Source organism: Shewanella sp. 10N.286.48.B5 (genome assembly GCF_002874355.2).
Classification (GTDB): Bacteria; Pseudomonadota; Gammaproteobacteria; order Enterobacterales; family Shewanellaceae; genus Shewanella.
Genome location: NZ_MCVG02000003.1, coordinates 372,861 through 386,344 on the forward strand (window position 1 = coordinate 372,861; position 13,484 = coordinate 386,344).

At 41.9% G+C, this 13,484-nt stretch carries 14 protein-coding genes; all 14 read right to left on the reverse strand.

Annotated features, from left to right (window positions below; translation table 11 throughout):
- Window positions 1–38 precede the first annotated feature (38 nt).
- The gene (locus BCU57_RS18620) at window positions 39–2,159 is read right to left on the reverse strand and encodes a TonB-dependent siderophore receptor (RefSeq protein ID WP_102436376.1); all 2,121 of its coding nucleotides are present in this window, start codon (window positions 2,157–2,159) and stop codon (window positions 39–41) included.
- 164 nt (window positions 2,160–2,323) lie between these two features.
- On the reverse strand, window positions 2,324–3,688 hold the full coding sequence (gene glmU, locus BCU57_RS18625; RefSeq protein WP_102436378.1) for a bifunctional UDP-N-acetylglucosamine diphosphorylase/glucosamine-1-phosphate N-acetyltransferase GlmU: 1,365 nt from the start codon (window positions 3,686–3,688) through the stop codon (window positions 2,324–2,326).
- Between the two features lie 211 nt (window positions 3,689–3,899).
- Window positions 3,900–4,328, reverse strand: coding sequence for a F0F1 ATP synthase subunit epsilon (locus tag BCU57_RS18630; protein WP_076541813.1), 429 nt, complete (start codon window positions 4,326–4,328; stop codon window positions 3,900–3,902).
- 33 nt (window positions 4,329–4,361) lie between these two features.
- A complete protein-coding gene (gene atpD / locus BCU57_RS18635; RefSeq protein WP_102436380.1) occupies window positions 4,362–5,753 on the reverse strand; it encodes a F0F1 ATP synthase subunit beta in 1,392 nt (463 codons plus the stop codon).
- Window positions 5,754–5,787: 34 nt separating this feature from the next.
- On the reverse strand, window positions 5,788–6,648 hold the full coding sequence (atpG, locus tag BCU57_RS18640; RefSeq protein ID WP_102436382.1) for a F0F1 ATP synthase subunit gamma: 861 nt from the start codon (window positions 6,646–6,648) through the stop codon (window positions 5,788–5,790).
- 49 nt (window positions 6,649–6,697) lie between these two features.
- Window positions 6,698–8,239, reverse strand: coding sequence for a F0F1 ATP synthase subunit alpha (gene atpA, locus BCU57_RS18645; RefSeq protein ID WP_102436384.1), 1,542 nt, complete (start codon window positions 8,237–8,239; stop codon window positions 6,698–6,700).
- Between the two features lie 14 nt (window positions 8,240–8,253).
- Entirely contained in the window at window positions 8,254–8,787 is a 534-nt protein-coding gene (gene atpH / locus BCU57_RS18650) for a F0F1 ATP synthase subunit delta (protein WP_102436386.1), read from the reverse strand.
- A 16-nt stretch (window positions 8,788–8,803) separates the two neighbouring features.
- Complete coding sequence (atpF, locus tag BCU57_RS18655; RefSeq protein ID WP_076541804.1) at window positions 8,804–9,274, reverse strand: F0F1 ATP synthase subunit B; 471 nt, start codon at window positions 9,272–9,274, stop codon at window positions 8,804–8,806.
- Window positions 9,275–9,302: 28 nt separating this feature from the next.
- Window positions 9,303–9,566, reverse strand: coding sequence for a F0F1 ATP synthase subunit C (gene atpE / locus BCU57_RS18660; protein ID WP_076541802.1), 264 nt, complete (start codon window positions 9,564–9,566; stop codon window positions 9,303–9,305).
- A gap of 32 nt (window positions 9,567–9,598) precedes the next feature.
- Window positions 9,599–10,420 (reverse strand): F0F1 ATP synthase subunit A, encoded by an 822-nt coding sequence (atpB, locus tag BCU57_RS18665; protein WP_076541877.1) that lies wholly within the window; start codon window positions 10,418–10,420, stop codon window positions 9,599–9,601.
- A gap of 12 nt (window positions 10,421–10,432) precedes the next feature.
- Window positions 10,433–10,816, reverse strand: coding sequence for an ATP synthase subunit I (locus BCU57_RS18670; RefSeq protein WP_102436388.1), 384 nt, complete (start codon window positions 10,814–10,816; stop codon window positions 10,433–10,435).
- Between the two features lie 226 nt (window positions 10,817–11,042).
- Window positions 11,043–11,942, reverse strand: coding sequence for a ParB/RepB/Spo0J family partition protein (locus BCU57_RS18675; RefSeq protein WP_102436390.1), 900 nt, complete (start codon window positions 11,940–11,942; stop codon window positions 11,043–11,045).
- A 22-nt stretch (window positions 11,943–11,964) separates the two neighbouring features.
- Window positions 11,965–12,747, reverse strand: coding sequence for a ParA family protein (locus tag BCU57_RS18680; RefSeq protein WP_076541796.1), 783 nt, complete (start codon window positions 12,745–12,747; stop codon window positions 11,965–11,967).
- A gap of 56 nt (window positions 12,748–12,803) precedes the next feature.
- Complete coding sequence (gene rsmG, locus BCU57_RS18685) at window positions 12,804–13,427, reverse strand: 16S rRNA (guanine(527)-N(7))-methyltransferase RsmG (protein ID WP_102436392.1); 624 nt, start codon at window positions 13,425–13,427, stop codon at window positions 12,804–12,806.
- Window positions 13,428–13,484 lie beyond the last annotated feature (57 nt).

Consider the following 13,484-nt stretch of genomic DNA (forward strand, 5'->3'; position numbering starts at 1 on the left):
CAATTGTGGCAGTAATTTACTTAATGCCTTATTAATACTTAGAATTTTGCTTCAAATGCTAAGCTAAAGTTCCGTCCCTCTCCAACGGTGACATCAGTTTCTGAACCACCATCAAGATAGTCGGTATCAAATAGGTTTTTGATATTCATGCGTACGCTAATATCGCTTCCCATTACCGGCATTGAATAGGCAGCACCTAAGTCAAAACGAACATAGTCGTCTTTTACAATGGCATTGCTGGTATTAGCAAAACGTTCGCCAACATATATTGCCCCGAAATTAAAGGCTAAGTCTTGGGTCATTTCGTAACGAGTCCAGATATTCGCCGATAATTCAGGCGCATCTACTGGGGTTTTGCCATTCAAGCTATCTTGATCTGGGCGGATATACTCTGCATCTAAATACATCATTGAACCGGTCATAAACCATTTATCGCTTAGTTGGCCTTGTGAACCTATTTCAAAACCTCGATGGCGCTGCTCACCTGATTGAGTGGTAATGGTTTGCTCAGAGTTTTCAATCTGCTCTTTTACTGTGACATTATTCACTGTGATATCAAATACAGCGCCAGTCAGCAATAAACTGCCGTCAAATAGCTCCCACTTGGCACCAAGTTCATACTGTTCGCCGTATTCAGGATCAAGGTTCATTTGGTCATTAAGATCATTAATATCGTTAACCATACCTTGTGGTGTGAAGCTTTTTGAATAATTAAGGTAAATGCTTGCGCTTTCTACTGGCGAGTAAATAAGCCCAAACTTAGGTGACACTGCATAGCTATTGTTACCAGCACCTTCTTTCTTTTGCTCGTCATAACGCATACCAGCCAGCGCTTTCCATGAGTCATTGATTGTTATTAAATCTTGAATATAAAAGCCGTAATGCTTGTATTCACTTTCAGATTTAGTGTCATCATTACGATAATCAAGTTGAGGGTTAGGCATGGGCAGCCCAGGCATCACAACTTGATATTTGTCGCCAGATTCTTTGAGCTGACCGTAATAATAATCAAGCATATTGGCGCCAATTAACAATTGATGACCTAAATTACCAGTTTGAAAATTACCCGTTAAATCAACAAAGCCAGTCTTATGCTGCCAATCATCATAACGATCAAATGGACTGATATAGTAGCCATCTGTTAGCGGATCATCACCACATGCAGTACATAGGCTTGGCGATGAATCTAAACGCTGACGGTTAAATTGTTGGTCGTTATAACCAGCTTTAATTTTCCAATCATCAGTTAAATGATAAGTTAATTCAGCACCTAAATTACTAATGGTGTTATCGGTAAATGCCCAAGGCATATCCCAAATCGTGTCACGTCCACCAATAAGTTCTCCATCAGCATCTAACCAACCACCACGATCGATTCCGGTTTTGTCTTGGGTATGGTCATATTTAACCGACAACAACAAATCATCAGTGACATCAAACTCTACATTTAAATAGCCTAACCAACGATCTCGTTCTTGATTAGAGTCATCGCGGTACTCTCGCCAATACTGGGTATCTTGTTTCACCAGCACGGTGCGATAGCGCAGCGTTTGCGCTTCATTCAAACTGCCACCCGCATCAAGTTGCAAACGAGTAGAACCATGCTCATCAATGTCAAAACCGATATCGATCATTGAATCATAAGTCGATTTTTTGGTAACCATATTAATCAGTCCACCGGGACCTGACTGACCGTACAACATGCTTGAAGGCCCTTTTAACACTTCAACTTGCTGTAATGTTTCGATTGGCTGTACATAGTGAGACCACTGCTGCTGACCATTAATCAAGAAACCTGAGCCTGAAGATAGCTCAAAACCGCGAAGGTTAAATACCTGACGATTCCACTTTTCACTGCCGCCAGTCACACTGGAGTCATTAACTAGCACTTCTGATAAATTCGTGGCTAATTGCTCGTCGGTAATAAAATCAGGAATGACGGTAACTGATTGAGGGGTATCTAAAATGCTAATATCACCGCGCATTGCGCCGGATGCCGTACCGACTTTATAGTCATTGAATTGTCTACCTGTGACTTCAATATGCTCGATACCTGGAGAGCTGGCTTGATTGGTATGGCTCTGTTCTTCTGCTATAACAGACATTGATAAAATTGCACTCGTTACCGCAAGTGACAAACAAGATAGCTTTGTTAACATCTTCACCCTCTAAAGTTTCGCAATTGTGTATTTATGTGGCGCAACTATAAATGAGAATGATTATTATTAAAGTTTATTTACATTGCCTTTACCTTTGTGTTTTTTATGTAAAAAAAAACGACAAGCAACTATGCTTGTCGTTTGATATTCAATCGTTTTTTAGTCTATTTGACTTTTTTAACTGGTCTTGCCCAACCACTGATATGGCGCTGTTTAACACGAGTAATAACTAACTCGCCTTCAGCGACATCTTTAGCAATTGTTGAACCAGCACCCAAAGTGGCATTTTTACCTATGGTCACTGGGGCAATTAATTGAGTATCACTCCCCACAAATACGCCATCTTCTATGGTGGTTAAGAATTTATTCGCACCATCATAGTTACAGGTAATAGTACCTGCACCAATGTTAACCCCTGCGCCAATATTGGCATCGCCTAAATAAGCCAAATGGCCAGCTTTAGAGCCTTCACCTAACACTGCCTTTTTCATTTCAACAAAGTTGCCAATATGGGCATTATCTTTTAGCTCAGCGCCTGTACGTAAACGAGCAAATGGTCCAGCACTGGCTGCAACTCCAAGCTTTGCCCCTTCAACGATTGAGTAAGGCTTAATTTCAGCATTATCAGCGATAACGCAGTCAGTTAATATCGCGCCTGCGCCAATAGTGACATTGTTACCTAAAGTCACTTTGCCATTAAAGATGACATTAACATCAATCATCACGTCCATACCCACGGTCACATCACCGCGGATATCGATACGGCTAGGATCACGTAAATTTGCGCCAGCCAGCATTAACGCTTCAGCTTCACGGGCTTGATAAGCACGTTCTAATTGCGCTAACTGAACGCGGTTATTAGCGCCTTCAACTTCCACTGCTGATTGTGGCTGCGCGGTATCAATTGCCACTCCATCTTCGTGGGCCATAGCAATAATATCGGTTAGGTAATACTCACCTTGGGCATTACTGTTTGAAAGACGCCCTAGCCACGCTTTTAATTGCTTACCAGGTACCGCCATAATGCCGGTATTCACTTCATTGATAAGTAGTTGCTCAGCATTAGCATCTTTTTGCTCAATAATACCAACAACCTTGCCACCTTCGCGCACGATACGGCCATAACCGCTTGGGTTAGCTAAATTAACCGTTAATATTGCTAAACCATTTTCAGGGCGAGCAGCAAGTAGGCTTTCTAAGGTAGATTGCTTAATTAACGGCACATCCCCATATAAAATCAGCACAGTGTCATCATCGTTAATGTTTGGATTGGCTTGCGCGACGGCGTGGCCTGTACCTAATTGCTCAGCTTGCAATACCCAATTAACCGCTTGCTCACCTAAAGAAGCTTGCAGCTTGCCTGCGCCATAGCCATAAACCAATTGAATAGCGTTTGAGCCTAATGAGTTTGCAGTATCAATAACATGTTGCACCATGCTTTTGTGGGCAATAGGGTGCAGTACCTTTGGCAAGTCTGAACGCATCCGTGTTCCTTTACCAGCAGCTAAAATTACAACATTTAATGACATCGGGATTCCTTTATACAAGTATTCAATTTTGGCTAATGCAGTTTATTGACGCTGATTTTAACCTAGATTATGGGGGACAGGAAATCAGTATGGAAATTATTACACTATTAGTCAAAAATTGGCGTATAAGCACGACTATTATGATGCAATTGATTCAAATTCTAGATACAAAAAAGGCGACCCTAGGGTCGCCTTTTCAAAACAATAACCTTTATCTGGCAATGTTCTTTTTGATGGTTTCAACAACACGAAGTTGAGCTAATGATTTAGCTAATTCAATTGTTGCAGCTTCATAATCAAAGTCAGCACCAGCATTAGCGATATTCGCTTCAGCCTTTTGCTTAGCTTCTAATGCAGCTTGCTCATCAATATCATCGGCACGCAAAGCGACGTCAGCAAGAACAGAGATTGAAGCAGGTTGTACTTCCAGGATTCCACCTGAAAGATACATCACTTCTTCACTACCATCTTGCTTGATCATGCGCGCCATGCCAGGTTTGATTCTAGTAAGTAATGGAGCATGGTTAGGCATAATGCCTAACTCACCCTCGGTGCCGCTCACTTCTAAGAAGCTTACTTCACCGCTGAACATGCTGTTTTCAGCACTTACTATATCAAGTTGGACTGTCATGGCTGCCATCAAGTTCTCCTAAAATACTAAGCTAATGCTCAGTTATTTTGCTTTGTTAGCTTTCTCGACAGCTTCGTCGATTGAACCAACCATGTAGAACGCTTGCTCAGGAATGTGATCGAACTCACCATTCAAGATACCCTTAAAGCCACGGATGGTGTCTTTAAGAGAAACGTATTTACCTGGAGAACCTGTAAATACTTCAGCAACGAAGAAAGGCTGTGAAAGATATTTTTCAATCTTACGAGCACGGAATACAGTTGTTTTATCTTCATCAGATAATTCATCCATACCTAGGATCGCAATAATATCTTTCAGCTCTTTGTAGCGCTGAAGTACAGTTTGAACGCCGTTCGCAACATCATAATGCTCTTGACCAACTACTAATGGATCTAATTGACGTGAAGTCGAATCCAATGGGTCAACCGCAGGGTAAATACCTAGCGATGCAATGTTACGAGACAGTACAACAGTCGCATCTAAGTGAGCGAAGGTTGTTGCTGGTGACGGATCGGTTAAGTCATCCGCAGGTACATATACCGCTTGTACAGAGGTAATAGAACCAGACTTAGTTGAAGTAATACGTTCTTGTAGAACACCCATTTCTTCAGCTAGTGTTGGTTGGTAACCTACTGCAGAAGGCATACGACCTAACAGTGCAGATACTTCAGTACCGGCTAAGGTATAACGGTAGATGTTATCAACAAATAACAGTACGTCACGACCTTCGTCACGGAATTTCTCAGCCATTGTCAAACCAGACAATGCAACACGTAAACGGTTACCTGGAGGCTCGTTCATTTGGCCATAAACCATGGCTACTTTGTCGAGTACGCCAGAATCTTTCATTTCGTAGTAGAAGTCGTTACCCTCACGAGTACGCTCACCAACACCAGCGAATACAGAAAGACCTGAGTGTGCTTTTGCGATGTTGTTGATTAATTCCATCATGTTGACGGTTTTACCAACACCAGCACCACCAAATAAACCAACTTTACCACCCTTAGCGAATGGACATACAAGGTCAATAACCTTGATACCAGTCTCTAAAAGTTCAGTTGAGCTTGATTGATCTTCATATGAAGGAGCTTCACGGTGAATTTCATAACGCTCTTCTTCACCAATTTCGCCACATTCATCAATAGGCTCGCCCAATACATTCATGATACGGCCAAGGGTTGCAACCCCTACCGGAACAGAAATTGGTGAACCTGAGTTTGCTACCTCTAGACCACGACGCAGACCATCAGAAGAACCCATAGCGATGGCACGAACAACACCACCACCTAGTTGTTGCTGAACTTCCAGCACCAAACCATTACAGTCGCCTTCACCTGTGATCTTCAGAGCGTCATATACCTGAGGTACAGCATCTTGTGGAAACTCTACGTCCACAACCGCGCCAATTACTTGGACAACAGTACCTGTGCTCATGATTAATCCTCTAAACTTGTTTTCGTTACCTAACCTAAACCGCTGCAGCACCTGCAACAATTTCCGACAATTCTTGCGTAATCGCAGCTTGTCGTGCCTTGTTGTAGACTAATTGCAGATCATTGATCAGTTCGCCAGCGTTGTCTGTTGCCGCCTTCATCGCTACCATTCTGGCAGCTTGCTCAGAGGCAATATTCTCAACAACACCTTGATAAACTTGAGACTCCACATAACGAGTCAGTAATACTTCCAAAATTTCTTTTGGATCTGGCTCGTAAATATAATCCCAAGGATACTTAGCTACTTCTTCTTCTGACTTAGGCAAAGGTAGCAGCTGCTCGATCACAGGAGTTTGAGTCATTGTGTTAACGAATTTGTTGAACACAATAAACAAACGATCCAATTTACCTTCGTTGTAAGCTTGTAGCATCACACGTACGGTACCGATTAAATCGGCTAATTTAGGCGCATCGCCTAAACCAGATGCATGGGCAGAGATTTCTCCACCAAAGCTTTTGAAGAACTGCACACTTCGTGCACCAATAGGACAAAATTCAACATCTGCCCCTTGGTCTTTCCAGCTCTTCACGTCTGACACAACCTTTTTGAAAAGGTTAACGTTCAAACCACCACAAAGGCCACGGTCGGTTGACACAACAATGTAACCAACCCGCTTGGCATCTCTCACTTCCAAATATGGATGTTTATATTCAAGAGTACCTTGCGCAACGTGACCGATCACCTGACGCATATGCTCTGCATATGGACGACTTGAAGCCATGCGTTCCTGCGCTTTACGCATTTTGCTGGCTGCAACCATTTCCATAGCAGAAGTGATCTTCTGAGTGTTTTTAACACTCGCGATCTTGGTTTTAATCTCTTTAGCGTTGGCCATCTTTACTCTCCAATTCTGGACCGGAGGTGTCTTACGACACCTCTATTCATTACCAGGTTTGGGTTTCAATGAACTTGTCCATGCCCGCTTTTAATTCACTTTCAATGTCTGCATTGTAGTTGCCAGTTGCATTGATAGTTTTAATAAGCTCAGCATGTTCGCTGTTCATATATGAAAGCAGAGCGGCTTCAAAGCTACCGATTTTACTTAATTCTACAGTCTTCAAGTAGCCTTTTTCAGCTGAGAAGATTGAGATAGCTTGATCAGCAACGCTCATTGGAGCATATTGCTTTTGCTTCATAAGTTCGGTAACACGCTCACCATGCTCAAGTTGAGCACGAGTTGCATCATCTAAGTCAGATGCAAATTGTGAGAACGCAGCAAGCTCTCGATACTGTGCTAACGCGGTACGAATACCACCAGACAGTTTCTTGATGATCTTAGTCTGAGCCGCACCACCAACACGAGAAACAGAAATACCTGGGTTAACAGCAGGACGTAGTCCTGAGTTAAACAAGTCAGTCTCAAGGAAGATCTGACCATCTGTAATAGAAATTACGTTGGTCGGTACGAATGCAGATACGTCACCAGCTTGGGTTTCAATAATAGGTAACGCAGTTAAAGAACCGGTTTGACCTTTTACTTCACCGTTAGTGAACTTTTCTACATAGTGCTCGTTTACACGTGAAGCACGCTCTAATAAACGAGAATGTAGATAGAATACATCACCTGGGTATGCTTCACGTCCTGGTGGACGCTTCAATAGTAGCGAGATCTGACGGTAAGCAACTGCTTGCTTAGATAGATCATCATATACGATTAAAGAATCTTCACCGCGGTCACGGAAGTATTCACCCATAGAACAACCTGAGTAAGGTGCTAAGTATTGTAATGCTGCAGCTTCAGAAGCTGTTGCAACTACAACGATAGTGTTAGCTAATGCACCGTGCTCTTCAAGCTTACGTACCACGTTAGCGATTGTAGAAGCTTTTTGCCCTACTGCTACGTATACACATTTAATGCCTGAATCTTTCTGGTTGATAATTGCATCAATAGCCATCGCTGTTTTACCAGTCTGACGGTCACCAATGATCAATTCACGTTGTCCACGACCGATTGGGATCATTGAATCAACGGCTTTATAACCAGTTTGGATAGGTTGATCTACTGACTGACGTTCAATAACACCAGGAGCAATTACTTCAACAGGAGAGAAACCATCGTTGTCGATAGGTCCTTTTCCGTCAATTGGCTCACCAAGAGTGTTAACAACGCGGCCTAATAAACCACGACCTACTGGTACTTCAAGAATACGACCAGTGGTCTTAACTTTTGCGCCTTCTGCTAAATTAGCATAAGGACCCATTACTACGGCACCGACAGAATCACGTTCTAAGTTCAACGCGATTGCAAAACGGCCACCAGGCAGTTCGATCATTTCACCTTGCATTACATCGGCTAGGCCATGAATGCGAATGATGCCGTCACTTACTGCAACGATTGTACCTTCGTTGCGAGCTTCACTAACGACGTCGAACTGCTCGATCCGCTGCTTAATCAGATCGCTGATTTCAGTGGAATTCAGTTGCATGCTCAAACTCCCAATTACGATTGTAGCTTATCAGACAAGCGCGATAAATTACCGCTAACAGAGCCGTCAATGACTAAGTCGCCTGATTTAATAATTACACCACCAATCAGTGATGCATCTACGCTACAATTCAGCTTTACTTTGCGTGCGAGACGTTTCTCAAGAGAAACACTAATTTGCGTTTGTTGCTCAGAGCTTAGCTCAGTCGCTGAAACAACATCGGCTTCAACTTCTTTTGCCCACTCATTGCGATATTCAGCAAAAAGTAGCGATACTGTAGGTAGTATCTCTAAACGACCGTTTTCGGCCATAACCTTCAAAAGGTTTTGACCTTGCGCGTTCACTTGATCACCACATATTTCTATGAATAATGATGCAAGCTTGGCACTCGCTAATGAGCCACCTAGCAACGGCTTAATTGATTCGTTTTCACTTACCAATGCCGCGAAGTTAAGCATTTCTGCCCAAGCTTCAATTGCTTTGTGCTCAACAGCAAAATCAAAAGCTGCCTTTGCATAAGGACGAGCAATGGTGCTTATTTCAGCCATAACTCCGCTTCCTTAATTAAATTTCAGCAACAAGTTTATTAACTATGTCACTGTGAGCTTCTGGGTCAATCGAACGTTGAAGAATCTTCTCTGCACCAGTGATGGCAAGAGTAGCAACTTGCTTACGCAAGTCATCTTTAACGCGATTACGTTCGTTTTCAATTTCAGCTTGACCTTGAGCAATGATTTTCGCACGCTCTGTATCAGCTTCCATTTTTGCTTCTTCAACTATTTGAGCTTTGCGCTTATTAGCTTGCTCAATAATTTCGTTAGCAGTCGCCTTCGCTTCTTTTAGTTGCTCATTTGCTTTCGCTTGAGCCAACTCTAGATCTTTTGCAGCACGTCCTGCATCAGCTAGTCCATCGGCAATTTTCTTCTGGCGTTCTTCGATAGCGTTCATCAATGGTGGCCATACAAACTTCATGCAAAACCACACGAAGAGAGCAAAAGAAATCGCTTGGCCTAGCAGGGTAGCGTTAATACTCATAACGACAACTCCTTACTAAGAGGGACGATTAACCAACAGCCTGTAACTGACCTACGAATGGGTTAGCGAATACGAAGAATAATGCAACACCAACTGCAATCATTGAGATCGCATCAAGTAGACCAGCTACGATGAACATTTTAGTTTGTAATGCTGGAGCTAGTTCTGGTTGACGAGCAGAAGCTTCTAAGAACTTGCCGCCTAAGATAGCAAAACCAATACCAGTACCTAGCGCTGCTAAGCCAATCATGATTGCAACAGCTATTGCTGTAAAGCTAATTACAGTTTCCATTTTATCTCCGATAAATAACTAATTTTATTAAATTAATGTTCTTCATGTGCCATGCTTAGATATACAATCGTAAGCATCATGAAGATAAACGCCTGCAGCACAATAACCAAAATATGGAAAATAGCCCAAGGCACTGATAGTGCAAACTGAGCCCACCAAGGCATCAGTGCTATCAGAATAAAGATCAACTCACCTGCATACAGGTTACCAAACAGACGAAGCGATAATGAAATCGGCTTCGCAACCAAGGTTACTGTTTCCAATACTAAGTTTACTGGAATTAGTGCCCAATGATTGAAAGGTTGTAAGGTCATTTCTTTTGTGAAACCACCAAATCCTTTAACTTTAATACTGTAAAAAACAATCAACGCAAACACGCTCAAAGCTAAGCCAAGAGTTACGTTTAAGTCAGTTGTTGGTACAATTTTAAGGTAAGGAACACCTAATAATCTGTTTGCGGCTTCAGGTACAAAGTCAACCGGAATTAAGTCCATTAAATTCATCAGGAAAACCCAGACAAAAATAGTCAGACCTAATGGTGCGATAACCGCGTTACGCCCATGGAATGAGTCTTTAACGATTTTATCAACACCTTCCACGCACATTTCAACGAAACATTGAAATTTGCCTGGAACGCCAGTTGTTGCTTTTCGTCCTACTTTGTAGAAAGCCCACAAAAATAGAACCCCAAGACCTACTGAAAACAAAAGTGAGTCAATGTGCCAAGTCCAAAACCCGGCATCTTGACATGCATAGTTAAAAGCGATTCCGCCATCGGCAGAACACATTTTCGCATTAGTCAGGTGATGCTGGATATACTCGGAAGCATTTAATGCTTCACCAGTTGTCGCCATGATTAATCTCACTTAATTTTGCTTGAAGTATAAAGGGGCCGTCCAAGGTATTAATAATGCCAACAGATAGCTGATGAATAACGGCATAAATGACGTATTTAACAGGCCAAATGCACAGGCAAATAACACTATGGTTAGCAGCAACTTTACCGCTTCCCCCAAGAAAAACGACCAAACGACTTTTCTTGATGCTCTAGCTCCCGCATGAGAGAAAGCAAGGGTTGCGAATACAAAATTAGGGAGTACAGCAATGAGACCTCCTGCTAAAGCAGAAAATCCGTACTGAGCTCCCCACAGAGCGAAAAAGAAAATTGAAGTTCCCCCAGCTATCGCCGCCTGTAGCAACACTATCCGATAGGCTGACCATAGGCCACGACGCGCTAAAACCTTACTCAATTTTTTATCTCCGCATTAATACTTAATTTTCCCTTAATTTATTAATGTATTTATTAACAAATCTATTGGGAAAAAAAAGCATGCAAAGTATACCTTTTCACACCTTGTTTGCAACTTTGATATGTGGTTTATCAGTGATATAAGCTGATATTTAACGTTTAATATTCTAAAAGTTAAAAATACGCCTTGTTGCTAAGTTACCTTTGAAATGATTTTGTTGAGGAATTTAGTGAATTTTACTGAGAATACCATCTAATTCAGCAAGATCTTGGTAGTTTATTACAATCTTACCTTTGCCTTTACTGCCATGATTAATGGCAACTTTTGCGCCTAATCGTTCAATTAACTGTTGCTCTAAGCGGCTTACATCATGGTCTTGAGTTACTTTTTCAGGCTCTTTAGCCGGATTTAGCGCTTTATTGACTAATCGTTCAGTTTCACGAACTGTCATTTCTTTAGATGCGACCAATCTAGCTAAGCTAGTTTGCTCCTCACCTTCAATGGCAAGCAAGGCTCTGGCATGACCCATATCAATATCACCATATTCCAGTAAACGTTTTACAGGCTCATTTAAACTGTTTAAGCGTAATAAATTAGACACACTTACTCTAGACTTTCCGACGGCATCAGCCGTTTGTTGATGAGTCAGTTCAAACTCTTCGAGTAAACGTTGTAATGCAATGGCTTCTTCCATGGCATTTAAGTCTTCACGTTGAATGTTCTCAATCAAAGCGATGGCAACGGCAGCTTCATCAGCAACCTGTTTAACGATACAAGGTACTTTGTTTAATTGAGCAATTTGAGCGGCTCTCCAGCGGCGTTCACCGGCAATAATCTCATACTTGGTATCATCAACCTTACGCACAACAATCGGTTGAATAACCCCTTGTGAGCGAATCGACTCAGCCAGTTCATCAAGTGCTTCAGGTGACATATCTTTACGAGGTTGATATTTACCTGATTGCAGTAAGTCGAGATCAAGCATCAGTAAACCGTCTTCAGTAACCACTTGTGGCTCACTGATTTCAGCTTTAGGTTGTGTAAGTTCAGCTTTGCGACTCGCAGCACTACTGTTACTCAATAATGCATCTAAGCCTTTTCCTAAACCGCGTTTTTTTAACGTCATTTTATTCCCTTACACTTAATACTTACTTAGATTCTGTTTGTTGCTCAGCACGGCGAATGATTTCACCAGCCAGTGCTAAATAAGCTTTCGCCCCTGCACTGGATTTATCGTAATACATTGCTGGCGCCCCAAAACTTGGCGCTTCAGCTAAACGGATATTACGGGGGATCACGGTGCGATACACTTTTTCACCAAAATGTTGTTTTAATTGATCAGACACGTCATTGGATAAACGATTTCGCGGATCGTACATGGTGCGTAAAATCCCTTCGATGCTAAGGCTAGGATTAACCATAGCCCCCAGTTTAGTGATGGTATCAATTAAGGCGGTCAAGCCTTCCAATGCATAATACTCACATTGCATTGGTACCAGTACCGAGTCAGCAGCTGACATAGCATTGACGGTCAACATATTTAATGAAGGCGGGCAATCAATAAAAATGTAATCGTAATCATCTTTAACAGCTGCAATGGCATTTTTTAAACGAATTTCTCGGGCAAAAAACTCCATTAATTTAATTTCGGCAGCAGTAACATCACCATTGGCTGCGATCAGATCGTATTTACCTGAGGTATTTTTGATCACTATGTCATCGAAGGGCTTTTCTTCGACTAATAATTCATAAGCGGTGTTTTCAACGTCGTATTTATCGACGCCACTGCCCATAGTGGCATTACCTTGTGGATCAAGATCAATTAACAACACTTTGCGCTTTGTGGCTGCAAGTGATGCTGCTAAATTTACACAAGTTGTTGTTTTTCCTACGCCACCTTTTTGATTGGCAACGGCAATTACTTTACCCACAAGTTCACCCTAATGACTGATTTACGATGTCCGATAATATAAATTATTAGCTATGGTTATTTTTTATTAACCAGCTTTAATAGATGTCTTTGTTCATCTAACTTTGGCACATTAAGCACTATCGTTTCTGCTATTTCAAAACCCTGAGGAATTGTCGCTAACTCCGTATCACTAAGCTGACCTTTTAGGGCGTAAAAAATACCATCTGCAGCAGGAAGGTGATGGCACCAGCTGAGCATATCTTCGATTGATGCAAAAGCGCGACTGATGACGCCATCAAATTTTTGCTCAGGCTCATACGCTTCTACACGACTTTCAATTGAAGTGATGTTATTTATTTTTAATTCAAATTGAACCTGTTTTTGAAAACGGATCCGTTTGCCTAAACTATCGAGTAATACAAACTCTTTATCCGGATTTAAAATGGCTAATGGGATCCCTGGTAAACCAGGTCCAGTTCCGACATCAATAAAGCGTTGCCCCTTAAGATAAGGAGAAACCACCAAACTGTCCATCACATGTCGGATTAACATCTGTTCAGGATCTCTAACCGAGGTCAAGTTATAGGCTTTATTCCACTTATTCAGCATGGCAACAAAATCAACCAGTTGTTTTTGCTGTGTATCTGTGGCTGAAATATTTGTTTCAGCTAAATAGGTTTTAAGTTGAGTTGCTAGCACGCTGGGTGACCTCGAAAAGCAATGGGAATAATAAAATCATCGGGTATTATGAATGGC